At 74.0% G+C, this 25,807-nt stretch carries 9 protein-coding genes; 1 reads left to right on the top strand and 8 read right to left on the bottom strand.

The genetic code is table 11. The features are described 5' to 3' along the window. Nucleotides 1–171: 171 nt before the first annotated feature. The gene (locus A6A27_RS08670) at nucleotides 172–1,569 is read left to right on the top strand and encodes an FAD-dependent oxidoreductase (protein WP_241825161.1); all 1,398 of its coding nucleotides are present in this window, start codon (nucleotides 172–174) and stop codon (nucleotides 1,567–1,569) included. Nucleotides 1,570–1,579: 10 nt separating this feature from the next. Here the strand turns inward: A6A27_RS08670 and A6A27_RS08665 are convergent, their stop codons facing one another. The 8 genes from A6A27_RS08665 to A6A27_RS44200 form a co-directional block, all read right to left on the bottom strand. Then, on the bottom strand, nucleotides 1,580–2,755 hold the full coding sequence (locus tag A6A27_RS08665) for a trans-sulfuration enzyme family protein (RefSeq protein WP_073834021.1): 1,176 nt from the start codon (nucleotides 2,753–2,755) through the stop codon (nucleotides 1,580–1,582). 76 nt (nucleotides 2,756–2,831) lie between these two features. Next, on the bottom strand, nucleotides 2,832–8,120 hold the full coding sequence (locus A6A27_RS08660) for a non-ribosomal peptide synthetase (protein WP_158073972.1): 5,289 nt from the start codon (nucleotides 8,118–8,120) through the stop codon (nucleotides 2,832–2,834). Between the two features lie 11 nt (nucleotides 8,121–8,131). After that, the gene (locus A6A27_RS08655; protein ID WP_073834019.1) at nucleotides 8,132–9,148 is read right to left on the bottom strand and encodes a TauD/TfdA family dioxygenase; all 1,017 of its coding nucleotides are present in this window, start codon (nucleotides 9,146–9,148) and stop codon (nucleotides 8,132–8,134) included. A gap of 56 nt (nucleotides 9,149–9,204) precedes the next feature. After that, nucleotides 9,205–10,272, bottom strand: coding sequence for a TauD/TfdA family dioxygenase (locus A6A27_RS08650; RefSeq protein ID WP_073834018.1), 1,068 nt, complete (start codon nucleotides 10,270–10,272; stop codon nucleotides 9,205–9,207). Then, complete coding sequence (locus tag A6A27_RS08645; RefSeq protein ID WP_073834017.1) at nucleotides 10,265–13,441, bottom strand: non-ribosomal peptide synthetase; 3,177 nt, start codon at nucleotides 13,439–13,441, stop codon at nucleotides 10,265–10,267. Before A6A27_RS08645 ends, A6A27_RS08650 begins: the two co-directional genes overlap by 8 nt. Beyond that, nucleotides 13,438–15,687, bottom strand: coding sequence for an MFS transporter (locus A6A27_RS08640; protein ID WP_241825173.1), 2,250 nt, complete (start codon nucleotides 15,685–15,687; stop codon nucleotides 13,438–13,440). Before A6A27_RS08640 ends, A6A27_RS08645 begins: the two co-directional genes overlap by 4 nt. 50 nt (nucleotides 15,688–15,737) lie before the next feature. Further along, a complete protein-coding gene (locus A6A27_RS45795; protein WP_073834015.1) occupies nucleotides 15,738–25,415 on the bottom strand; it encodes a hybrid non-ribosomal peptide synthetase/type I polyketide synthase in 9,678 nt (3,225 codons plus the stop codon). Further along, nucleotides 25,412–25,564, bottom strand: a complete 153-nt coding sequence (locus A6A27_RS44200) for a hypothetical protein (protein WP_158073971.1) — start codon at nucleotides 25,562–25,564, stop codon at nucleotides 25,412–25,414. The genes A6A27_RS45795 and A6A27_RS44200 overlap by 4 nt, the downstream gene beginning before the upstream one ends. Nucleotides 25,565–25,807: the final 243 nt, after the last annotated feature.

Raw genomic sequence — 25,807 nt, 5'->3', positions numbered from 1 at the left:
TGTGTCCACAGGGGCCAGGCTTGCCCGGAGGGCTGCCGAAAGCTTGCCCGCGATCTGCTGCCGCCTTGACGCGATGGCCGCGGCCTCGGCGCTTGTGCAACGATCGTCGGGCGTCATGCCGACCGGTTGGCCCGCGTGCGGCCTTCCGCTGGCATGGGAAGGTGCCACACCTTGTATCCCTTGGAGAGCTTGATGTTCCGCTCCCCGGCTCGGGTGTTCGCCGCGCTGAACGCGGTGCGAACACCCGATCAGGTGGTCCCGATCATGGGCAAGGCGGTCGTGCTCGGTGGCAGCGTCGCCGGGTTGCTGGCCGCCCGGGTGTTGTCCGACCACGCGGAGAGCGTCGTCATTATCGACCGGGACGACCTGCAGGCGTCCGGCGAGCGGCCCGGTGTGCCGCAGGGGACCCAACTGCACGCGCTGCTGCCCGGCGGCTTCCTTCAGCTCGAGCGCCTGTTCCCGGGATTCCGCGAACAGGCACTGGCCCAAGGCGCGATCGAGGCTCCACCCGCGGCCAGGCGCAACTACCTCGACGGCCGCCGGAAGGTTGTCGTACCCGACGACGCCGACAGCTTGGCGGGGAGCCGGCCGCTGCTGGAAGGGCTGATCCGCCAGCAGGTGCTGCGGCTGCCCAACGTCAAGACGGTCACCGCCCGCGCCACGGGTCTCGTCTGCGACGGTGCCGTGGCCACCGGGGTCCGCTGCGACGTCGGCGGGCTGCCGGGTGTCGAGTCCGGTGATCTCGTGGTGGACGCGATGGGGCGGTCGAGCAGGCTGTCCGAGTGGCTGGAGCAGGCCGGCTGGTCACGGCCCGTCGCGCGGCGGATGCCCGTGCACCTGAACTACGCCACCGCGCTGTTTCGACGCCGTGAGGCGAACCCGGAACTCGCGGTCGTCCTGGCGCTGCACAGTCCGGGGATGTCGTCGGACGTGGCCGGCGCGGCGTTCTTCGCGGTCGAGGATGGCCGGTGGATGGCCATGATGGCCGGTTACGGGGAGAACCGCCCGGGGCGGACCGCGGACGACTTCGTCCGCCGGCTGCGGGAGCAGTTCCCACCGGAGTTCGGCGAGGTCGCCGGGGGCGAACTGCTCGACGACGTCCAGACCTACCGCCATGCGGACAGCCGGCGACGGGACTTTCACACGCTGAAGCGGTTTCCGGCCGGGCTCATCAGCGTCGGCGACGCGGTCGCGTCGTTCAACCCCGTGTACGGGCAGGGGATGACGGCGGCGGCCCTGCACGCGGCCTGCCTGTCGGCGTACCTGCGGTCTGGCCCGGATCTGGGCGCGCCCGCGCGCCGGTTCTTCGCCCTGCAGAAGGTGGTGGTCGACGCCGCCTGGTCGACGTCGACCTCCGCAGACCTGGCGCTGCCGCACGTCAACGGGCCCTACCCGCGCGGGTACCGGTTCTCCAGCTGGGTAAGCCGGCAGATCGTCACGGCGACCGTCACGGACGTGACGACCGCGCGGCGGTTCAACGAGGTGGTGTCCATGCGGGCACACCCACGGTCGCTGGCCACACCCGGCGTGATACTCGGTGCCGTGCGCGCGAACCGGCGGGCACGTTGATCCGGTCCGGCTAAAGGTCGGCCGCCTTGTCCAACGCCGTCAGGAAGTCGTCCACCAGGTCGGCGGTGTCCTCGATGCCGGTGGAGACTCGGACCAGCCCGTCCCCGATACCGCTGGCGGCCAACTGTTCGGCGTCCACGATTCCCGCCCACATCGACCTCGGGTGCACCACCAGGGTGCTGACGCTGCCCAGGCTGGCCGCCCGCTTGGCCAGCCCCAGCTCGGCCAGCAGCGCGGCGGCGCCCGCCCGGCCAGCCTTCAGGTCGATGCTGAGCACCCCGCCGAAGCCGGTCATCTGCCGGCGGGCCAGCGCGTGCTGGGGATGCGACGGCAGTCCCGGGTAGCGGACCCGGGCCACCGCCGGGTGGCCCTCCAGGGTCCGTGCCAGGGCGAGGGCGTTGCTGTTGTGCCGCTCCACCCGCAGCGGCAGCGTACGGATGCCCCGCAGCAGGAGCCAGGCGTCGACCGGGCCGAGGGTGCTGCCCGTGACGATCGCGGTCTGCCATACCCGCTCGATCAGTTCGGCGGCGCCGACGACCACGCCCGCCGAGACGTCGGAGTGGCCGCCGAGGAACTTGGTGCCGCTGTGCCAGACCAGGTCCGCTCCGGTGCTCATCGGACGCTGGTTCACCGGGGTGGCAAAGGTGTTGTCGACCACCACGAGCGCGCCCGCCGCATGGGCCAACTCCACGACTGCCGTCAGGTCGGTCAGCTCCAGCAGCGGATTGCTGGGCGTCTCCACCAGCACTAGCCGGGTCTGCGGGCGCATCGCCCGTTCGAACGCCCCGAGGTCGGTCTGGTCGACCTGGGTGCAGGAGACCCCGAAGCGGGGCAGCAGCCCGGTGGCGAGTGAGGTGGTGCCGCCGTATGTGCTGCGCTGCACCACCACGTGGTCGCCGGCGGAGAGCAGGGCCAGCGCGACGGTGCTGATCGCGCCCATTCCCGAGGCGGTGACCAGCCCCGTCTCCGCGCCTTCCAGTTCTGCGACCACGGCGGCCACCTGGGCGTGGTTGGGGTTGCCGTAGCGGGTGTAGAAGGTGCTGCCCCGGGTCTCGGTGGCGATCGTGGTGAACCGCTCGTCGGACTCGGCGCTGAAGGTCGCGCTCTGCACGATCGGCGGCGCCACCGCCCCACCGGGGTTCAGGCCGTCGTCGCCGTGCACGGCGGTGGTGCTGAGGCCGGTCAACGGTGCTCCTCTCGCTAGCCGGGAACGACGGACCGGGCCGGCGTGGGCCGGCCCGGTCGGTCGCTGGTCAGGCGGGTCAGGCGGAACGGGCCACCCGGTCCACCAGCGCACCGTAGCTGCCCAGCGTCACGAACTCGGGCAGGGTGAGGTCGCTGCCGTGGCGCTGTCGCAGCACGGTGACCAGCCGCAGGGCGCGCAGCGAGTCCCCGCCGGCGGCCAGGAAGTCGGTCCCCGGGTCGCTCGGCGCGATGCCGAGCACCTCCTGCCAGGCCGCCGCCACCCGGGCCGCCCACCTGGTCCGCACGTCGTCGTCGAGCGCTGGCCCGTGAGGGGCGACGGCGGGTAGCGGTGCGGTCGGGTCGGCGGCCAGCAGCCGGCCGAAGCCGTCGGCGAAGGTGTCGACGCGGTCCGCGGGGACGTGCCGGTGGTCGTACTGGACGGTGAGGGCGAGGCGGCCGGTGTCGGCGTCCAGTTCGGCGTCGACCGCGAGGCTGAACGCCACGTCCACCGTGATGCCCCGACTGTCCACGATGCGGCTGCCCCCGTCGGCCGGCGCGTTCGGGAAGTGGGTCCAGTTGAAGAAGTGGTCGAAGCGGGGGCCGGCCCCGCCGGCGCGGACTATCTCGGCGAGCGGGAAGCGGTGGTGCGCCATCAGTTCCCGCTCGGTCCGCCAGACCTCGGCGGCCAGGTCGGCCAGGGACGGGGTGCTCAGCTGCACGCTCACCGGCAGGGTGTTGAGGAACAGGCCGAGGGTGGCGTCGCTGCCGTCCCCCTCCGGCCGGCCGCCGACCACCAGGCCGCTGACCACGTCGTTGCGGCCGGACAGCTCGCCGATCAGGCGCAGGTGGATGGCGAGCAGCCAGGACTTCACCGGCACACCGGCCGCCCGCGAGGCCTCGGTGACCACGTCGGTCGTGCCGGCCCTGAGCGGCACGCGCCGGGTGGTGGTGGTCCGCGGGCCCGGGCCGCCGAGCAGCAGCGGCGGCACCGCACCGGGGCCGTCCAGCCAGAACCGGCGGGTGACCGGGTCCGCCAGGGCGTCCCGCTCGGCCGCCACGTACTCCCGGAACGGCAGGCCGGGGCGGGCCGGGCGCGCGCTGCCGGCCCGTTCCCGGTCGTACGCGGCGAGCAGGTCGGTGAGGAACAGGTGCAGGCTCCAGCCGTCGAGGATGGCGTGGTACTCGGCGACGATCAGGGTGAACCCGTCGGCGCCCTCGCGGACGGCGTGCAGCCGCAGCAGCGGTGGGCGGGCCCAGTCGAAGGGGCGTACCCGCTCTTCTGCCACCAGCTCGTCGACCCGCTCGCGGCGGGCCTGCGGGTCGGCGTCGGCCAGGTCCGTCACCGGCACCTCGACCGGCACGTCCGCGTGCACCAGCTGCAACGGCTCCGAGTACGCGCCCAGCGCGAACCCGGTCCGCAGCACCGGGTGGGCGGCCACCAGGTCGGCCAGCGCACGGCGCAGTGCCGCCACGTCCAGCGGCGCGGTGATCCGGTGCGCGGTGACGTTGTGGTACATCGCCGGGTCGCCGGTCAGCTCGCAGTGGTAGACCATGCCCTGCTGCAGGGCGGTCATCGGGTACGCGTCGGTGAGCCCGGCGGGCAGCAGCTCCCGGTCGGCGGCGGCGACCAGTGCGAAGCGCTCCGCTTCCTCGGCCGCGCCGGAAGCCGTGGGCTCGGCGGAAGCACCGTCGAGGGTGATCTGCCCGTGCGTGACGAGCTCCCGGATCGACTGGTAGGTGAAGATGTCGCCGAGCCGGAAGGACAGCCCCCGCTTGTTCGCCGCGACCTGCATCTGGATGCTGCGGATGGAGTCGCCGCCGAGAGCGAAGAAACTGTCGGTCACGCCGAAGCTCGCCACCCCGAGGACCTCGCGCCACGCCTCGACCAGGATCTCCTCGGCCCGGTTGGCGGGCGTCACCGCTGCGCTGTCGCGAGGCCGGTCGAGGCGGGGCGCGGGCAGCGCCGCCCGGTCGAGCTTGCCGTTGCGGGTCAGCGGCAGCTCGTCGAGGAGCACCACGGCGGCCGGGAGCAGGTGGGCCGGCAGCCGGTCGGCCAGCCAGCCGGTCAGGCGCTCCGCCAGCGGGCCGGCCGCCAGCCCGGCCGGGACGACCACCGGCGGGCGCGGATCGGCGGCGTACTCCGGGCGCACGGCGTGCAGGGTGTGCCGGTCGGTGCCGACGAGCAGGTCGTCCTGCCGGGTGACCACGTCGAAGCCGTGGCCCTCGAAGAACGCGACCAGCTCGGCCAGCCGGCCTTCGGTGTCGGTGCCGGCCGCGTCGTGGACCTCCATGGCGACCTGCGCGATCAGCGGCCAGTGCCGGTCCGCCAGCCCGGCGAGCACGTCCGCCTCGGCGCGCTGCACGTCGATCTTCAGCAGGTCGATCCGCTGCGGGCCGATCTCGTCGAGCACGGCCGACAGCGGCCGGACCGGCACGATGAGCTCCCGGCCGGCGAAGCGTGCCGCCAGCAGTTCGTCGACCCGGTCGAGGAGGACGTCCCGCTCGTCGGCGCCGGCGTCCCGCTCGTTGGCGAGGTACCGCTTGATCACCGATACCTCGGCGGCCGGGTCGGCGTACGCGGCATGGCCGGACATCATCGAGTAGCCCGGGTAGTAGGTGAAGGACACCTCCCCGGCCGCCCGGGACAGCCCGAACCCGTGCACCGTGGCCGGTACGCCGAACTCGGCGACGTTGCGCCGCAGCACGTCGGCGACCGACGGCACTGGCTCGAACGCGTGGATCGTCGCGTCCGGGCAGACGGTGTGGACGAACAGCGAGAACATGCCGATGTTCGCGCCCACGTCGAGCACGGTCGCCCCGGGCCGCAGCACGATACCGTCGCGCAGGTAGACCTGCTGGACGAAGATCTCGTCGTACAGGTAGCGGGTCTCGTGCGGGTTGATCCCGGCGATCCGCTCGACGTCGACGTCGACGGTCCCGGTTGGGCGGCCCGGCCGGACGTAGGCGACGAGCCGGTCGCCGTGCCCGTCGTCGTCGCGGGCCACCACGGCGGCGTCGGCGACCTCCGGGTGCTCGCGCAGGACGGTGGCGACCTCGCCCGGCTCCACCCGGAAACCGTGGATCTTCACCTGGTCGTCCAGACGGCCCAGGTAGCGCAGCCGCCGGTCGGCGTCGAAGCGGACCCGGTCGCCGGTGCGGTACACCCGTTCGGTCCGGCCGGACGGCAGCGCCACCGGCACGAACCGCCGTGCGGTGGTTTCCGGGTCGCCGAGGTACCCGTCGGCGAGCTGCGGCCCGCTGACGCAGAGTTCCCCGGCCGCGCCCGGCGGCACCGGCCGCAGCTGCCCGTCGAGCACCCAGACCGCGACGCCGGGCAGCGGCCGGCCGATGGTCGGGGCATCCCCGGCGCGGATCTGCGCCACGCTGGTGTCCACCGTGCACTCGGTCGGGCCGTACAGGTTGACCGCGCGGACGTCGGGCAGCGCCGCCACCGTCTCCCACAGGTCCGGTGCGATGGCCTCGCCACCGAGCAGCAGCAGGCCGGGCAGTCGGGTGTCGCCCGCCCCGGCGAGCAGGATGCGCAGCTGGGCGGGGGTCAGGTCGAGCACGTCGACGTGGTGGTCGGCGAGCGCGGCGGCCAGCGCCGCCCCGTCCCGCCGGACGTCCTCGGGGACCACGTAGAGGCTGCGGCCGTGGCCGAGCTGCACGAGCTGCTTGATCGAGGCGTCGAAGGTGAGCGGAGCATTCACCGCCACCCGCAGCCCCGGGCGGCTGCCCACGTACACCGTCCGCTCCAGGGCATCGGCCAGGTGCGCGGCGGCGCCGTGCGAGACCTGCACCGGGCGGGGCGTGCCGGTGGAGCCGGAGGTGAAGATCACGTACGCCGGGTCGGCCGCGGCCGGCGCTGCGGCGGGCGGCTGGCCGCCGGCCGCGAGGAGCTCGTCGACCGCCACGGTCGCCGGGCCGCCGACGCCGACGACGACCTGCGCGCCGACCGCGCGGACCTGGGCGGCGAGGCGCTGCGCCGGGGCGTCCGGGTCCAGCGGGACGAACACCGCTCCGGCCCGCAGCACGCCGAGGAACGCCACGACGGTGTCCCGCGACCGGGCGGCGAGCACCCCGACCGGGGTGCCGGACAGTCCCCGCGCGGCCAGCGCGCCGGCCACCCGTGTGGCCCGTTCGTGCAGCTCACCGACGGTGTACCCGCCGTCCGCGGCGACCACCGCCGCGGCGTCGGGGTCCATGCCAGCCAGGCCCGCGTCGAGCAGGTCGACGAGGGTTCGTCGCGGCGTCTCGGCGCTACTCCCGGCCGCGTCGGCCAGCCAGCGGGCCTCCCCGTCGCCGAGCACAGTCAGTGGGGCGGCGGCGGTGAGCGCGGCGGGCAGGGTCCGCAGGATCGCCAGCAGTGCGTCGAGCAGCCACTGCCCGCCGACCACCCGCAGGGTGACCTGATCGCCGTCGGTCAGGGCAGTGAGCTGCGGGCCGCCGGCCGGTGGCGGGTCGGCCACCGCCACAGCGGCGCCGTCGAGGCCGGCCACGGTGGCCGGGTCCACGGTGGGCAGCACCGCGAACCCGGCGACCGCCTCGGACTGCTCGTCCACCGGTTCGACCAGGTGGAACGTGTCGTCGGCGGCGGTCTCGGCGGCGTGGACGCGGGCCAGCAGGTCGGCCGGGGCGGCGGGCAGCGGCAGGGCCAGCCGGAGCGGGCCGTAGCCGCCCAGCGGTCCGACCACGTCGGTGCCGGCGGCCTGGCGGCCGTCGCTCCACCGGGCCAGCACCAGGTCCGCCTCATCGGCCCCGTCCGGCGCGTCGGCGCGGCGGGAGACCGCGAGGGCCCAGGCGGCGAGGAGCACGGTGGCCGGCTCGACATTCGCGGACCGGGCGGCGTCGGCCAGGGCGGCGGCGGGCACCGTCGCGGTGACCACCGCGGTCGGGTCGTCGCCGTGCGGGGTGACCAGCCGCGCGGCCGGGGTGGTGGGCGCGGCGGCCGGGTTCTGCTCCCGTTCCTCGAGTTGCCACTCGGCGACGTCGAGGAACTGCAGCGCCTCCGGGTCGTCCGGCAGCGCCTCGCCGGCGTAGGCCCGGGCCAGGTCGGCCAGGACCAGGCGAAGGCTGGCCGGGTCGGCGATCAGCGGGGTAGCGGTCAACTCCAGGGCGTCGTCGGTGAGGGTGACCGACAGGTCGCCCTGGGCACCGATCACCACGGCGCGATCGTCGTCCACGTCCTGCAACGGCACCCGCAGGCCGGGATGGTGCACCAGGGTCAGCCGTAGCGCCTCGTGCCGGGCCACCACCGTGTCGACGGCGGCCTGCAACCGCGCCCGGTCCAGCGGCCGCTGCAGCCGGACCCGGGCCCGGATCAGGTCCCGCTTCCCGGACCAGGCCAGGCGCTGGATCGGCGACAATCGGTATCCGTTCACAACTCGCTCCGGTTGACATAGAGGTCGGACATGGCGACGAGGATCTCCCGGTCGCCGCTGAAGGGCTCCCGGCCGTGGGTGGCCAGGAAGTTGTCCACGACCAGCACGTCGCCGCGCTGCCAGGGCACCGAGACGGCGTGCTGCCGATACAGCTCGCGGATGCCGGTGACCACCTCGTCGGGGATCGGCTCGCCGTCGCCGTAGTACGCGTTGCGGGGCAGCCCGTCCGGGCCGTACTCGCGCAGTAGCGCGCCCGACACCTCCGCCGGCATGTTGGACACGTGGAACAGGTGGGCGTGGTTGAACCAGACCCTCTCCCCGGTACGCGGGTGCGTGGCGACCGCCTGCCGCCGGGCCCGGGTGCGTAGCCCGTCCCCACCCAGCCAGGTGAACTCCGTCGCCGAGGCGGTGCAGTACGCCTCCACCTCCGCCCGGTCGGTGGTCTGGAACGCCTCCTGCCAGGGCAGGTCCAGGTGCGGGCCGTAGTTGCGCACGTAGCAGACGCCGGAGCGCAGGAACCGCTCCCGCACGTCGGCGGGGATCAGCGGGGTGATGACCCGCTCGCTGGCCAGCGGGGTGGCCCCGCCGTCGCCGGTGGCCGGCTGCGCGCACCAGAAGTAGAGGTAGGTGGGCCAGTTGTGCGAGTACGACATCTCGTGGTGCAGCGGGATCCACTGCTCGGCGTTGAACTCGGTGGAGGTGAACACCCGGTCGGCGACCTCGTGGCGGGGGGCGGCCCGCTCCAGGTAGCCGAGCAGGTCCGGGCTGACCGCCCGGGCGGCCTGGCTGAAGTCGTCGGCGGTGCCCACCTCGAAGCCGCGGAAGAACACGGCCCCGTAGCGGTCCAGGTCCCGCAGCAGCTCCTCGCGCCGGCCGGCGAGCCAGCCGGCCAGGTCGAGGTCGGGCACGGTGGCCTCGACGAGCAGCACGAACTCCTCGTCCACGAGCACTCGCCGGGACACCGGCGAGGTGACCGGACCGGCACCGCGCCGGCGCGGCCCCGGCCCGCTCACGGCACCACCTTTCGTTCGCGGCTGCGGGGCTCGCAGACCTGGCTCGCTCCGCGCGCTCACGACCGGTCTCCCGCCGTGGCCGTGCCGGAGCGGAGCGCCTCGGTCAGCTCGGGCGCGGCGACCGGGTCGGACATCGCGGTGAGGATCCGTCGGGGCGGGGTGAACGGCTCCCGGGCGTGCGCGGCGAGCATGTTCTCCACCAGCAGCACGTCGCCGCGCCGCCACTCGAAGGAGCGGGTCTCGGCGGCGTACGCCGCGCGCAGCTCGGCCAGCACCTCGTCGGGGATGGGCGTGCCGTCCCCGTACGCGGTCTGGTAGGGCAGGTCCTCCTCGTCGAGGGCGGCCCGCAGGCCGGCGCTGACGTCCTCGGGCAGGGAGGTGACGTGGAAGAACAGCGCGTGGTTGAACCAGGTCCGCTCGCCGGTGACCGGGTGGCGGCGTACCGCCGGGCGGACCTGCCGGGTGCGCAGCTGCTGGTCGCTGACCCATTCCACGTCGATCAGCGCCCGGGCGCAGTACGCCTCGACGTCCTCGCGCCGCTCGGTCTGGAACGCGGTCTGCCAGGAGAGGCTGATGCCGGGCAGGTAGTTGCGCCGGTAAAGCACCCCGCGCCGCTCGAACTCGGCGACCGTCTCCGGGCGGAGCCGGGCGAGCACCTGGCGGCTGTCGGCCAGCGGAGTGCGCCCGCCGGCGGCCGGCGCCACCTCGCAGTGGAACACGATGCGCAGTGGCCAGTTCACCGTGTACGACTGCTCGTTGTGCAGCACGATCGGCTGGTCGGCGGGGTGCTCGGTGGAGGTGTACACCCCCTCGGTGACCTTGCTGCGCGGCGAGGAGCGTTCGCCGTAGGAGAGCACGTCGCCGGAGACGGCGGCCATCACGGTGCGGAAGTCGTCCGGGCCGGCCACGGCGAAGCCGCGGAACAGCACGGCGCCGGCCCGCCGGGCCAGTTCGTCGACGTCGTCGCGGTGGCCGGCCAGCCAGCCGGGCAGGTCGATGTCGGGCACGTTGGCCTGCACCAGTGCCGGCAGCGGGCCACCGGGCCAGTCGGGCCGCACGTCCACCAGGTTCCGGTCGCGGCCGCGACGGGGGATGGTCCGCGCGACCCGGGTCTGCTCACTCATCTTTCGCTCCAAAGGTGTCGGCACAGTCGGCCAGACTGCGCCGGGGGTCGGCGGCGGCGGTACGCAGCAGCGCGGTGAACCGCCGGTGCCACGCGACCACTCCGTCGTGGTCGAACAGGTCGGTGCGGTAGGTCCAGAGCGCCTCCAGCCCGTCCCGTCGCTCGTCGAGCCAGAGGGTCAGGTCGAGCCGGGCGGTGTCCGGGGTCAGTTCCACGCCGGTGAACTCCCCGGCCGCGCCGCGGTGCCGGGCTGGCGGGGCGTTCTGCACGCCGAAGGCGACCTGGACGAGGGGGTTGCGGTGCGGCCGGCGGGTGGGCCGCAGCCGCTCCACCAGCAGGTCGAAGGGGACGTCCTGGTGGGCCGCGGCGAACAGGGTGACCCGGCGGGCCTCGTCGAGCAGGTCGGCGAAGCGGCGGTCGGGGGCGGGCCGCAGCCGCAGCGGCAGGGTGTTGACGTAGCAGCCGACGCTCTGCTCGGCGGCGACGCTGGTCCGGCCGGCGAACGCGACGCCGACCAGCAGGTCGTGCCGGCCGGTGGCGGTGCCGAGCAGGGCGGCGAAGGCGGCCAGCCCGACCATGTGCAGGCTGACCCGCTCGGCCCGGGCCAGGTCCCGCACGGCCGCGGCGGTGTCGGCGTCCACCCGGGTCCGCAGCGCGGCACCGGGCGCGGCGTGCCGGCCCGGAGGCGCGACAGGCGGCGCGGGCTGGCCGGGCGGGGGCGGGGCCGAGGGCAGGTCGAGCAGGTCGGGCGCGCCGCCCAGCTCGTCGAGCACGTCGGCCACCGCCTGCCGTCCCGCCGGCCCGGCCAGCCAGTTCCGTTCGGCCAGGGCGAGCGCCGCCGGGCCGACCGCCGGGGGTTGGCGGACCGCCGCACCGGCTGCCTCGACGTCGTACGCGCGGGCCAGGTCCCGCACGATCACGCCGAAGGACCAGTCGTCGCAGACGAGGTGGTGGACCACCAGCAGCAGCGCCACCGCGTGGCCGGTGTCGTCCGGCACCAGCTGGGCGCGCAGCAGCGGTCCGGTGGCCAGGTCCATCGGTGACCGGATGGCTTCGGCGGCGAGCCGGGTGAGCCGGTCGTCGAGCGGTGTGCCCGCCTCGGGTGGCGTGACGACCGGTGCCACGTCCGAGGTGGGGTGGAGGTGCTGCACCGGCCCGTCGGGTCCGGAGGGGAACGTCGTGCGCAGGGCCGGATGCCGGTCGACCACCCGACGCAGTGCCCGGGCCAGCCGGTCCGGGTCCAGCGGCGTGGCGAACCGGATCGCGAAGGCGAGCAGGTAGGAGGTGTCGTCCGGGTCGAGCTGGTGCAGGAACCAGAGCCGGATCTGCGCGGCGGACAGCGGGGCGGGGCCGGCTGGCGCCGGGGCGGCCGGCGCGCTGGCCGGCGGCGGGTCGTCGCTGGTCAGCCCGTCGAGGTGAGCGGCCAGCGCGGCGAGGTTCGGGTGGGTGAAGAGGTCGGCGGGTCGGACCGGCCGGCCGGTCGCGGCGGCGAGCCGGATGGCGCAGCGGACCGCGAGCAGGGAGTCGCCGCCGAGGGCGAGGAAGTCGCTGTCGGCGCCGGTGACGGGTACGCCGAGCACCTCGCGCCAGACGGCGGCCACCGCGCCGGCCGTCCCGGGCAGCGGTCCGGTGTCGGATGCGGTGTCGTCGCCGAGGGTGGGGGCGGGCAGGGCGGCGCGGTTCACCTTGCCGTTGGGCAGGGTGGGCAGCCGGTCCAGCCAGACCAGGGTTGCGGGGACCAGGGGCGCGGGCAGCACCTCGGCCAGCCGGGCGCGTACGTCGTCGTGTCGCTCGCCGACCAGGTAGCCGACCAGCAGCGGATCACCGCTCGGTCCGTCCCGCACGGCGGCGGTCGCTTCGCGGACCCCGGGCAGGGCGGCGAGGCGGGCGGAGACCTCGCCCAGCTCGATCCGGTAGCCCCGCAGCTTCACCTGGTCGTCGAGCCGGCCCAGGTACGCCAGCTGCCCGTCCGGTCGCAGCCGGACCCGGTCGCCGGTGCGGTACATCCGGTCGCCGGGCCGGAACGGGTCGGGCAGGAACCGGGCTCGGGTCTCCTCCGGCCGGTCGAGGTAGCCGCGGGCCAGGCCCGCCCCGGCCAGGTAGAGCTCGCCCGGATCGCCCGGCGGGACCGGCTGCCCGTCCGGGTCGAGGACGTAGCCGCGGGTCTGCGGCAGCGGGCGGCCGATGGGCGGGTCTCCGCTGTCCGGTGGCACCTCCGCCCAGGTGGAGTAGGTGGTGTCCTCGGACGGGCCGTAGAGGTTGCACAGCCGGCGTACGTGCGGGCGGGACCACACCCGGGCGGCCAGCGCGGCGGTGAGCGGCTCGCCGGCCAGGCAGACGGTGCGCACGCTCCGCGGTAGGGCGCCGGCGGTGAGCAGTTCGCCCATCGCGGAGGGGACGGTGTTGACCAGGGTGACGGGCAGTCGGTCCGCCTCGGGGGCGGCGAGGGCCAGCACGTTGTCGACAAGCAGCACCCGGCCGCCCCAGCAGAGCGGGGCGAAGATCTCGAAGACGGACAGGTCGAAGCAGACGGAGGTGGCCGCGAGCAGGCCGCCCAGTTCGGCGTCGTCGAAGGTCTGTCGGGCCCAGTGCATGAGCAGCGAGGCCGACCGGTGTTCGATGGCCACGCCCTTGGGCCGCCCCGTGGAGCCGGAGGTGTAGATGACGTACGCCAGGTCCGCCGGCGTGGCCGGCGCCGCCGGGTCGGTGCTGTCGTCGGCCGGGTCGAGCCGGTCGACCGGGATCGCGGTGTCGGGGAACCGGTCGGCGAGGTCGGAGTGGGTCAACACCAGCCGCACGCCGGAGTCGGCGGTCATGAACGCCACCCGGGCCGGCGGGTAGGCCGGGTCCAACGGCACGTAGCAGGCGCCGGCCTTGAGCACGGCGAGCAGGGCGACCACCAGCTCGGGCGTGCGCGGCAGGCAGACGCCGACGCGTTCCTCCCGGGTCACCCCGCGCTGCAGCAGCACCCGGGCCAGCCGGTTCGCGGCGTCGTCGAGCTCACGGTAGGACAGGGTGCGGTCGGTGTGCCGTACCGCCTCCGCGTCCGGGGTACGGGCCGCCTGCGCCGCCACCATCCGGTGCAGGCAGTCCACGGCAGGCGCGGCGCCGCTCGGGCGCCGGCCCACGGCCCGGCGGGTGGGGCCGGCGGGTCGGGTGGGTGCGCTCACCGGCGTGGACCTCCACTCTTGTGCAGCACGAGCTGGCGGTCGGCGGCCTCCTGCAGCCGGTCCTTGTCGGCGAGGATGACGGCGCCGGGGTCGTTGTCGGGCAGTTCGTCCTCTACGTTGCGGATCGGTCGGTAGGCGATGCCCGCGACGGCGAGGGCGAGGGAACAGAGACCGGCCACGATCGCCGCGACGGCCATGCCGCGGCCCGGTCCGTTGCCGACCACGGCGGCCAGCGCACCGTCGGGCGACACCATCGGGGCGAAGACGTGCTCCGCGAGCGGGCCGGCAGTGAGGAATCCGGCCGGCACCATCAGCCAGGACAGCATCTGGCCCATGGACAGGACCCGCCCCTGCAGCTCCAGCCCCACCTTGGCCTGCACGATGGCCAGCCAGTGCGTGTTCACCAGCGCGGTGGCCAGGCCCATGCCGAACAGGCCGAGGGTCGGGAACAGCGGGCTCGGGTGCAGGCCGACGGTGAGCAGTGACGCGCCGAGAAGCACGACGCTGGCCAGGATGCCGGTGGTACGCCGAGCCGTGCCGCCCCAGACGCCCATGAGGACCGAGCCGACGAGCATGCCGACCCCGCTCGCGGCGAGCACCCGGCCCAGTACGGCCGGATCGCCGAACGACAGGGTTAGCGGGGTGACCAGGACCTCGACCATCGAGAAGAAGTAGTTCAGCGATGCGGTCAACACGACCAGCGCCACCAGGCCGTGCCGGCGGATGATGAACCGCCAGCCGCCGAGGATCTCCCGCAGGAACGGCTCCTCGCGCCTGACGAAGAGGGTGTCCGGGAAGCGGACCGACAGGGTGACGGTGACCGCGACGGCGAAGGTGAGCAGGTCGATGACGACGATCCCGCGCAGCCCGACGGCGATCACCAGCGCGCCGCCGACCAGCGGCGCCAGCACGGTGCTCGTCGCCGTGCCGAGGGAGACGATGCCGTTGGCGCGCCCGTAGTACCGCTTCGGTACGAGTTGGGTGACGGCCGCCAGGTAGGCGGGTTGCTGGAAGGCGGTCGCCACCGCGGTGACGCTGATGGCGGTGAACACATGCCACAGCTGGAGTTGCCCCAACCACAGCAGGAGGGCCAGGCTCACGGTGCCGGCGGCGGCCAGGGAATCCGCGAGGACCATGATCCGCCGTCGGTCCCACCGGTCCGCCAGCGCACCCGCGACAGGGGAGAGGACCACGGCGGGCAGCAGCGCCAGGACGGTGGCCGTGGCGAACAGCGAGACCGACCGGGTCTGCTGGTAGACCCACAGGCTCATGCCGAAGCCGGTCAGTCCACTGCCGATGAGCGAGACCAGTTGACCGATCGCGATCAGGTAGAACACCGTCAGGCTGGGCATCGTCCGGCGCGCGGCGGGCCGGTGGGCGGCCGGTGCGGCCGGGACGGCAGCGGCGTGTTCCGGCTGCTCGGGTAGCGGCGGGGGCGCGGCGTCGGTTTCCGGGGCGTCGGCCCGCGGCGGAGCTGCCGCGGTCGGCGCGCCGCAGTTCGCCAGGATGATGCTCGCCAGCTCGCCCGGCTGGTGCTTGGCGAAGTAGTGGCCGGCGCCGTCGATGACCTCCAGCGACACCCGGTCGGAGAAGAACTCCCACTCCAGGTACCGCTCCTGGTACAGCTCCGTGGCGCGGTCGCCGCTGCCGACGACGCAGACGAGCGGGGCCGACAGTTTCCGGGGCAGGCCGTTGGCGTAGACGTCGGTGTAGTAGTCCTCGCCGGCCGCGGAGTCGGCCAGGACCACGCGCATGACGAAGTCCTTCTCGTTCTCGTCGAAGACCTCGGTGAAGAAGCCCATCGCGCGCAGCGCTTCCAGGGTGCGCCGCTTCGACGTCCAGCGTTCCAGCGGGAACCACCGGCGCAGCCAGGTGAACAGGCGGCCGGGCAGTCTCGGGGCGGGGAAGTGGGCGCCGATGACCATCCCGGTCAGTTCGACGCCGGCTGCTTCGAGCCGGCGGGCCAGCTCGACCGCTTCGGCGCCGCCCACGCAGTGCCCGTACACCGCCACCGGGCCCTTGATGCCCTCGAGGACCTCGGCCACGCAGCGGTCCACCAGTTCATCCAGGCCGAGCAGGGGTTCGTCCGGGCGGTTCAGATCGTGGCCGGGCCGTTCCAGCGCGTACAGGGACACCCCCGGTGGGAGGGCGTCGGCGAGGGACTGGAAGGTGATCGCGCTGCCGCCGCCGAACGGTACGCACAGCAGCGTCAGCTGCGTCGGCGTCGCCGGTCGGGACGGGGTCAACTCGTGCAGCAGCCGCCCGGCGGAGCCGCCGGTCGCGTCCAGGTGCTCGGTCAGCGACCGGATCGTCGGGTAGCGGAACAGATCGAGGACGCTGATCGCCGGGTCGTTCCCCGCCAGCGCCTTGATGGCCTTGAAGGAGTCGCCGCCGAGGTCGAAGAAGTCGTCTCGATGCCGACGCTGTCGTAGCCGAGCACCGCCGCCCACCGTTCGGCCAGGGCCTTCCGCAGCGGGGTGTCCGGCGGGGTGGCGCCGACGGTGGCGCTGCCGCGCCGGGGCGCGGGCAGGGCGGCGCGGTCGACCTTGCGGTTGGCGTTGAGCGGCATGCGGTCGAGCACCACGAAGGCGGACGGCACCATGTAGTCCGGCAGGTAGGTGCGGGCGAAGGCCCGCCACGGCGCCGGGTCGGCGTCGAAGTCGGCGGTGACGTCCGGCGTCGCCCCCTGATTCGCGTCCGGGTCGGGTTCCGCTGCGGTGGTCAGGGTCAGGTAGGCCGTGATCGTCTTCTCACCCTCGTCCTCGCGGACCACGACGGCGGTGTCGCGTACCGACGGGTGGCGGCGAAGCACCGCCTCGATCTCGCCGAGCTCGATGCGGAATCCCCGCACCTTCACCTGGGAGTCGCTGCGGCCGACGAACTCGATGCGGCCGTCGGCCAGGTAACGGCCGAGGTCGCCGGTGCGGTACAGCCGCCCGCCGCCGTTCGGGTCCGGCACGAACCGCTGCGCGGTCAGCGCCGGGTCGCCGTGGTAGTCGCGGGCCAGTCCCGCCCCGCCGAGGTACAGCTCACCGAGGACGCCCACGGGGGCGGGGGACAGCTGCGGGTCGAGCACGTAGATCCGCATGTTGCCGATCGGGCGGCCGATGGTGAGGTGCGTGAAGCCGGGCTCGATGCGTTCCATGGTGGACCAGACGGCGGCCTCGGTCGGACCGTAGAGGTTCCACAGCGCGCCGACCCGTTCGGCCAGTTGCCGGGCCAGCGGCGCGGACACCGCCTCGCCGCCGCACACGGCCGTCAGACCGGGCAGTCCGTTCCAGCCGGACTCGATCAGCAGCCGCCAGGTGGCCGGGGTGCCCTGAGCCAGGGTGACCCCTTCCGTGGCGAGCAGTTCGCCCAGTCGGGTCGCGTCGTAGGCGACGTCGCGGCCCACCATCAGCATCCGGGCGCCGACCACGAGGGGCAGGAACAGCTCCGGTACGGACATGTCGAAGGCGAAGCTGGCCATCGCGAGCATGGTGCCGTCGGCGGTCAGACCCGGCCGTTCGCGCATGGCGGCCAGCGTGTTGACGACGGCGCCGTGCGTCACCCGTACGCCCTTGGGGCGTCCCGTCGACCCGGACGTGTAGATCACGTACGCGAGGTCGTCCGGACCGGCGACGGGCTCGGGGTCGGTGTCCGGCTCGGTGGCCAGGGCCGCCTGGCCGTTGTGCAGCACCTCGCCGGCGTACCCGGCGAACCGGTCGGCGAGGTCCGCCTCGGTGACCAGGACCGGGGCGCCGCTGTGCGTCAGCACGTACCGCTGCCGCTCGATCGGGTAGTCGGGATCCACCGGGACGTACGCGCCGCCGGCTTTGAGCACGCCGACCAGGGTGACCGGCAGCTCGGGTGTGCGATTGAGGCAGACGGCGACGGTGACGTCCGGGCCGACGCCGGCGCGGCGGAGCCGGTGGGCGAGCCGGTTGGCCCGGGCGTTGAGTTCGGCGTGGGTGAGCGTGGTCGCCCCGAACGTCACGGCGGGCCGGTCGGGGTTCGTCGCGGCCTGGTGTTCGATCAGCTCGACGAGGGTCGGTGTCTGCCCGTCGCGCCCCTGCGTGGCCCAGCCGAGCGGCGTGGCCGTGTCGTTCCATACGGCGACGCGGGCCAGCTCGGCCGGGGTGAGGACGTTCACGTCCGCGAGCCGGACGCCGGGGTCGGCGACGGCGGCGGCGAGCAGCGTCTCCAGGTGCCCCATCATCCGCTCGGCGGTCGCCGCGTCGAACAGGTCGGTGTTGTACTCCAACCGGAACCGAAGCCCCTCGGCCACCTCGTACGCGTACAGGGCGAGCTCCTGTTGGGCGATGCCCGGCTCGACGGCGAACTGGACCATCCGCAGCCCGGTGATCCGCAGGTCCTGTTCGGGCACGTTCAGCATGTTGAACATCACCTGGAACAGGGGATTCCGGCTGAGGTCGCGGGGCGCGTCGACGAGGTCGACGAGGCGTTCGAACGGCACCTCCTGGTGGTCGTACGCGCCCAGCGCCGTGCGCCGCACCTGCGTGAGCAGTTCGTCGAAGGTCCAGTCGCCGTCGATGACGGTGCGCAACGGCAGCATGTTGACGAAGAAGCCGACCATCGGTTCGAGCTCCGCGCGGACCCGCCCGGCGACCGGGGTGCCGACACAGATGTCGGCCTGACCGGTGTAGCGCCAGAGCAGGGCCTTCAGCGCGGCCAGCACGGTCATCGCCAGCGTGGCGCCTCGGGCCTGGCTGAAGCGGCGCAGTTCGTCGGCCGTCTGCGGGGGCAGGACGAGGGTGCTGACCGCGCCGTCGAACGTCTGCACGGGCGGCCGCGGCCGGTCGGTGGGCACCTCCAGGACGCTGGCCACGCCGTCGAGTTGTCGGCGCCAGTACCGCATGTCGTCGCTGTCGGTGTCCGCCATCCGGTTGCGCTGCCAGCGCGCGTAGTCGCCGTACTGGACGGCCAGTTCGGGCAGCGGCGAGGGGCGGCCGTCGAGGACGGCGTCGTAGAGCGTGGCCAGCTCGCCGGCGATGATGCCGAGGGACCACCCGTCGGAGACGTTGTGGTGCATGGTCAGCGACAGCACGTGCCGGTCGTCGGCGATGCGGAGCAGCACGGCCCGGAACAGCGGCCCGCGGGCCAGGTCGAACGGGCGTCGGACGTCGGCGGCGAGGGCCTGGTGCACCCACGGCGGCACCGCGTCGGCGACGGCGGACTCCACGATGCTGCGGGTACCCGGCACGAGCGGGTCCGCCTCCGCGCCGGCCGGTGTGTACCTGACCGCGAGCTCGACCGGGCCGGGCGGCAGCACCTCCTGAACCGGGTCGCCGTCGGGGCCGAGCGGGAAGACGGTACGCAGCGACTCGTGCCGCCGGACCAGCTCCGCGAGGGCGCCGCGCAGCGCGTCGACGTCGAGGGTGCCGTCCAGCAGCAGCGTGGTGCTGACGGTGTAGGCGTTCTGGTGGTACGCCTGGTCGAGGAACCACAGCCGGTGCTGCCCGGAGGACAGCGGCGCCGGACCGGTGCCGGGATCGGTGCGGGGGATGGCCGGCGCGGCGGGCTGCTCGGCGGGAATGTCCACGGGACGGGCGGGTGCGGTGCCGGTCGCCGGCAGCGCCGCCGCGAGCTGCGCGACGGTCGGCTGCGCGAAGATCGTCTCGAGCGGCAGCGCCACGCCGAGCCGGGCCCGCAACCGTACGACGAGTTGGGTGGCGAGCAGCGAGTGCCCGCCCAGCTCGAAGAAGTTGTCGAGCGCCCCGACCGGTCGGATGCCGAGCAGCTCGCTCCAGATCTCCGCCACGCACTCCTGGGTGGGCGTGTTCGGGGCGACGTAGGCCGTGCTGAGCGCCGGCCGGTTGCCGGCGTCGACGGGCTCGGGCGCGTCCGGCGTGGCCGGGGCGGTGGCCACCAGGGCAGGTGCGGTGTCCGCCGCGATCGTGCGCGGCACGGCGTCCACCCAGTGCCGGTGCCGTTCGAACGGGTAGCCGGGCAGGGCCAGCCGCCGGCGCGGGCCGTGGTACCGGCTCCAGTCGACCGGTACGCCGGCCAGCCACATCCGGCCGACCGCGTCGAGCATGGTGGTGAGGTCGTCGGCGTCGCTGCGCGGATGCCGCATCGCCGCCACCACCTGGCCGGGCTTCAGGCCCGCCAACCGGGCCAGGCCGCCGAGGGCGTGCCCGGGGCCCAGCTCGGCGAGGACCACGTCCTGCTCGGCGAGCAGCGCGGCCGACTCGGCGAACCGCACCGGTTCCCGCAGGTGCCGCACCCAGTAGCCGGGATCGGTGACCTGGCCGGGGGTGACCGGGCCGCCGGTCAGGTTGGCCAGGTAGGGGCGCTCGGGTTCGGCGTAGGTGACCCGGCGGGCGTGGTCGGCGAACTCGTCGAGCACCGGGTCGAGCAGGGCGGAGTGGTAGCCGCGGGTGACCCGCAGCGGCCGGCAGTCGACCCCGTCGCCGGTCAGCCGCAGGCGAAGCTGCCCGATCGCCTCCGGGTCGCCGGACAGCACGCACAGCTCGGGGGCGTTGACGGCGGCTAGTGACACCCGGTCGTCGAGCAGCCCGGCCACCGCCGTCTCGGGCAGGCTCACCGCGAGCATCGCCCCGGCCGGGGTCCGCTCGGCCAGCTCACCGCGGGCGACCACCAGGCGCAACGCGTCGGCCAGGGAGAAGACGCCGGCGAGGCACGCGGCGACGTACTCGCCGAGGCTGTGCCCCACCATCAGGTCCGGGGTCACGCCCTGGGCGAGCAGCGCCCGGGCGAGGGCGTACTCGGTGACGAACAGCGCGGGCTGGATGAGCCGGGGCTGCGCGAGCAGCCGCTCGGCCTGCTCGGCTGCGTCGGGCGCCGGGCAGAGCAGGGTACGCAGGTCCAGCCGCAGGTCATCGCGGAGCAGTTCGGCGCACTCGTCCACCATGGCCCGGTAGGTCGGCTCCGCGCGGTACAGGCCGGCGCCCATCGCCACGTGCTGGGCGCCGTGGCCCGGGAAGGCGAACACCAGCGGTCGCCGCCCGTCCGCGGGGGCGCCGGTGAACTGCCGCTGCGGCGAGTCGAGCGCGGCCAGCGCGTCGGCGCGGTCCGCCGCGACGAGGAAGCGCCGCTGACTCATCGACTGCCGCCGGCCCAGGTTGGCCGCCACGTCGGCGAGGTCCACCGCCGGGTGCGCGTCCAGCCAGTCGCGGACCTGCCCCGTCTGCCGGTCCAGCGCCGCCGTCGTACGGGCCGACACGACCAGCAGCTGCGGCCCCGTGGCCGGCGTCTCCGGTGGCGCGGCGGGCGACGTGGCGGGCGGCTCCTCCAGCACGACGTGGGCGTTCGTGCCGCCCATGCCGAACGAGCTGACCCCCGCCCGGCGAGGGCCGTCGCCGAGCCACGGGCGGGCGGTGTCGTTGAGGTAGAACGGGCTGCTCGCGAAGTCGATCGCCGGGTTGGGTCGGCTGACGTTGATCGTCGGGGGGAGCGTCCGGCGGTACAGCGCTAGGACCGTCTTGATCAGGCCGGCGACACCGGCGGCGGCGTCGGTGTGCCCGATGTTGGCCTTGACGGAGCCGAGGGCGCAGAAGCCGCAGTCGTCGGTGCCGCGCCGGAACGCCTCGGTCAGCGCGGTCACCTCGATCGGGTCGCCGAGGCTGGTGCCCGTCCCGTGGGCCTCCACGTAGCTCAGCGAACGGGGGTCCACGCCAGCCGTCGCGAGGGCGCTGCTGATCACCTCGACCTGGCCGTCGACGCCCGGCGCCGTGTACCCGGTGCGGCGCGCCCCGTCGTTGTTGATGGCGGAACCGCGGATCACCGCGTAGACGGTGTCGTTGTCCGCGACGGCGTCCTCGAGTCGCTTGAGCGCGACGATCCCGACGCCGCTGGATTCGATGCTGCCGCGCGCGTCCGCGCTGAACGGGCGGCAGTGCCCGTCGGGGGAGTAGATCCCACCGTCGTGGTAGAGGTAGCCGCGGCGCTGCGCGGGGAAGATGCTGACCCCGCCGGCCAGGACCAGGTCGGATTCGCCGGTCAGCAGGCTCTGCCGGCCGAGGTGCACGGCCACCAGCGAGGTCGAGCAGGCGGTGGCGACGGTGACGGCGGGACCGGTGAGGTCGAGCTTGTAGGCGACCCGACTGAGCAGAAAGTCCTTGTCGTTGCCGAGGGACAGTTGGTGCTCGCCGAGGGCGCTCATCAGCTCGGGATGGCTGCTCAGATGGTCGAGCAGGTAGCTGCTGCGACCTGACCCGGCGAACAGGCCGATCCGGCCGGGGTGGCCGGACGGGTCGTAGCTGGCGTGCTCCAGCGCGTGCCAGGCGCATTCCAGCAGGAGCCGGTGTTGCGGGTCGAGGGTCTGCGCCTCGCGGGGCGTGATGCCGAAGAAGGCCGCGTCGAACTGGTCGATGCCGGGCAGGTAGGTACCGGCCCGGACGTACGCCGGGTCGTCGAGCCGGGTCGGGTCCGCGCCGTCGGCCAGCATCTCCTCGACGGTGAACTCCTGTATCGACTCCACGCCGGTCCGGATGTTGTGCCAGTACTCGTCGAGGCTCCGGGCGCCGGGGAAGCGGCAGGCCATGCCGACGACGGCGATCATGCCGCTGGGCTGACCGGTGTCGTCGCTCGCGCCGCCCGGTGCGACGCGGACCGGCGCGGGGCGTGAAGCGGCCGGGGCGGTCGCCGTCCCGGCGGTGGCGTTGGTGAGGAACACCGCCAGCGACTCGACGGTGGGGTTCCGGAACAGGTCGGTGACCGTGACGGCGTCGCCGAGCTGTGCGCGCAGCCGCTCGAGGACGGCCAGCAGGCGCATCGAGTGGCCGCCGCGGTCGAAGAAGTTGTCCCGCACCCCGACCCGGTCGACGCCGAGCACGTCGCGCCACACGTCCACGACCAGCCGTTCGAGGCGGATCCGGGTGGCGTCCCACTGGACCGGGCCGGGCCCTGCGGGCCCAGATCGTTCGGCTGCGCCCGGCTGGTCCTGCTGCGGCGCGAGGCGCTGCCGCGGCAGGTCCGGTGCGCGACCGGGGGCGGGCAGCGCGTCCGTGTCCACCTTGCCGTTGCCGTTCAGCGGCAGCGAGTCGAGGAAGACGAACGTGGCGGGAACCATGTACGACGGCAGGTCGGCGGCGAGGGCCGCCCGGAGGATCGCGGTGTCGTGGCCGGTGTTCGCGACGCCCGCCACGTACGCGACGAGCTGCGGGTCGTCGGGGTCGTCCCGGCGCAGCTGCACCGTCACGTCGCTGTCCGGCAGGTGCCGCCGGACGGCCGCCTCGATCTCGCCGCACTCGATGCGGTAGCCACGCAGCTTGACCTGGTTGTCGGTGCGGCCCAGGTATTCGAGGTTCCCGTCCGGGCGCATGCGCACCAGGTCGCCGGTGCGGTACAGCCGCGCGCCGGGGACGGACGAGAACGGGTCCGGGACGAACCGCTCGGCGGTCAACTTCGGCTGGTGCAGGTAGCCGCGCGCCACGCCGGCTCCGCCGACGTACAGCTCGCCGACCACGCCCGCCGGGACCGGGTTCCCCCACGTGTCGAGCACGTACAGCTCGGTGTTGGCGATCGGCCGGCCGATGGGGACCGAGCCGTCGCCCGGGGTGGCGGGGTCGACCTCGTACGCGGCGCAGCCGACCACGGTCTCCGTCGGCCCGTACTCGTTGACCAGCGCGGTGGCGGGGGCGTGGGCCCGCCAGGGCGCCACCTGGTCGGCGCGCAGGTTCTCCCCGCCGATGACGAAGCACCGGGTGCGGCCAGCCAGCTCGGCGGGGCGGAGCTGGTGGTTGACCAGGTCGAGCTGCGCCGGGGTGATCTTGACCAGCCCGAACGGCGTCCGCTGCCGGCGCAGCGCCTCGCCCAGCGCCTCCGGGCCGAGCTGTTCGCCGATCATCAGGACGGTGGCGCCGCTTGCCAGCGGGACCAGCAGGCTCGTGACGGTCAGGTCGAACCCGATCGACGAGTGCAGCGGCACCGTGTCTCCGGGCTGCAGCCGGTAGGCCTGGGCCGCCCAGTGTACGTAGTTGCACACGCCGCGGTGGGTGGCCATGACGCCCTTGGGGCGGCCGGTGGACCCGGAGGTGTAGATGACGTACGCGAGGTCCTCCGCCGACGGCGTGGGCCGTCGCCGCGGCCGCCGCTTCGGCCCACCGCCCGAGCTGCCGTTGCCACGGCCGGGGTCGGGTTGGGTGACCGGGGTGTCCAGAGCCGGCACCAGCAGCGCCGCGTCGTCGGGCACCAGGTGCGCCAGCTCGGCGCAGGTGAGGACGACCGGGGCGGCCGTGTCGGCGAGCAGATAGCGCAGTCGGGCGGGCGGATTGGCCGGATCCATGGGCACGTAGGCCGCGCCGGTCTTCAACACGGCGAGGACCGCCACGGCGAACGGGACCGCGCGGGGCAGCAGCACGCCCACCAGGCCGCCGATGCCGACGCCCCGCTGGCGCAACGTCTCCGCCAGCGCCTCGGCCCGCATGTGCAGCTCGTGATAGGTCAGCGCGGTGTCGCCGTCGGTCACCGCCACGCCGTCGGGGGTCCGGCGCGCCTGCTGCTCGATCAGCACGTGGACCAGGTCGTCCGGCTCGGCGGGGGTGGCGGTGCGGTTCCACTCCGCGACGAGCTGCCGGGACTCACCCGGGGTGAGCATCGCGGCCGCGCCGACCGGCGCGCCCGGGTCGGCCACCAGCGACCGCAGGAGCGTCTGGAAGTGTCCGGCGAGGCGGACCGTCGCGTCGTCGTCGAACAGGTCGGTGCGGTACTCCAGCACGGTCCGCACGCCGTCGGCGTTCTCCCGTACCGAGACGGTGAGGTCGAACTTGGCCGTCTTGGCGGGCACCTCGAACGGGGTGATCTCGAGGCCGTCGAGGCGCGGCGGTGCGGCCTCGCGGCCGTACACGAACATCACCTGGAACAGCGGGGTGAAGCCGGGCCGGCGGGCCGGTCGCAGCGACTCGAGCAGCGCCTCGAAGGGAAGCTCCTCGTTGCTCAGGCCCTCGAGGACCGCGGTACGCACCCGGTCGAGCAGCGTCTCGAACGACGGGTTGTCGTCCAGACGGGCGCGGATGGCGACGGTGTTCAGCAGCAGCCCGACGAGTTTCTGCGCCTCGGGCCGCTGCCGGTTGGCGGTGGGCGTGCCCACCACGATGTCGCGCTGCCCCGTCCAGCGGGCCAGCAGGACCTGCACCGCGGCGAGCATGACCATGTACGGGGAGACGCCCAGCCGGTGGCACAGCGCCATCAGCGCCTCGGTGGGCACGTCCAGTGGGACCGACAGGGTGGACCCCGCGCTGGACGGCACGGCGGGGCGTGGCCCGCGGGTGGGCAGTTCGAGGACGGCGGGCGCGTCCGCGAGCTGCGCGCGCCAGTATTCGCGCTGGGCGGCCGCCTCCGCACCGCCGAGCCAGTCGTGCTGCCACGCCGCGTGGTCGCGGTGGTCGACGTCGACCGGGTCGAGGTCCGCCGGCTGCCCGGTGCGGTGTGCGGTGTAGAGCCGTTCCCACTCGTCGTGGAGGATGCCCAGCGACCACTCGTCGACGGCGACGTGGTGCAGCGTCAGCAGGAGCACGTGCTCCTCCGGCGCGCAGCGCAGCAGGCTGGCCCGTAGCAAAGGCCCGTGTTCCAGGTCGAGCGGGGTGCACGCCTCGGCGTCGAGCCGGGCCTGCAGCTCCTGGTCGCGTTGCCACGTGGGCAGCCCGCTCAGGTCGTGCACCCGCAACAGCCCCGGGCGCGGGTCGTGGACCACCTGGCGCACGCGCTGCACCGCACCGTCCGGACCTGGCGACTCGGCCGCGGCGTCCGCCGCCGGTGCGAGGGTGGTGCGCAGTGCGGTGTGCCGGGCCACCAACCCGTCCAGCGCCGCCGACAGAGCCGCCACGTCCAGCGCCCCGTGCAGCCGGTACGCCAGCGGCACCAGGTAGGTGGCCGCCTCCGGGTCGAGCCGGCTCAGATACCACATCTGGCGTTGCGCGTACGAGGCCGCGACCGGGCCAACGGGGCGCTCGGAGTCGACCCGGAGCCGCGCGACGGACGCCGCTTGCCGGGACCTCAGGACGTCGGTCATCGAGTGTGCCTTCTCTGCGCCAGCACCGGCCGGAGGAGCGCCGCCAACGCGCCGGCCCGTTCCACCAGTTGCTCGTAGTCGGGTAGGGCGAACCTGTCCATGCCGGCCGGTTGACGTGGGATGCCAGCCCTCGTGATCAGCTTGTTCATGTGACAGATGTAGATCCTTGATAGGAGAAGCCCGTTCGACATCATGGCACTGATGATCTTGGTTGGGGGATCCCCGGATTGTGTCGGCTGTCGATGCTTTCGGTGCCGAGGCTGTTGCACGTTCGTCTATTTTTTCGCTGGCGGCAAGATCTCTGACCCGGAAGCTGTCGCGCGGACGATTGACCGAATCTGCGGCGGCCGCGGACGCGGGCAGATCGTCGGCGGGCTTCCCGCGCGGGCCTA

The organism is Micromonospora sp. CB01531, from assembly GCF_001905095.1.
Classification (GTDB): domain Bacteria; phylum Actinomycetota; class Actinomycetes; order Mycobacteriales; family Micromonosporaceae; genus Micromonospora.
The sequence above is the reverse complement of the archived record's forward strand: the minus strand, read 5'-3'. Positions and strand labels throughout refer to the sequence as shown.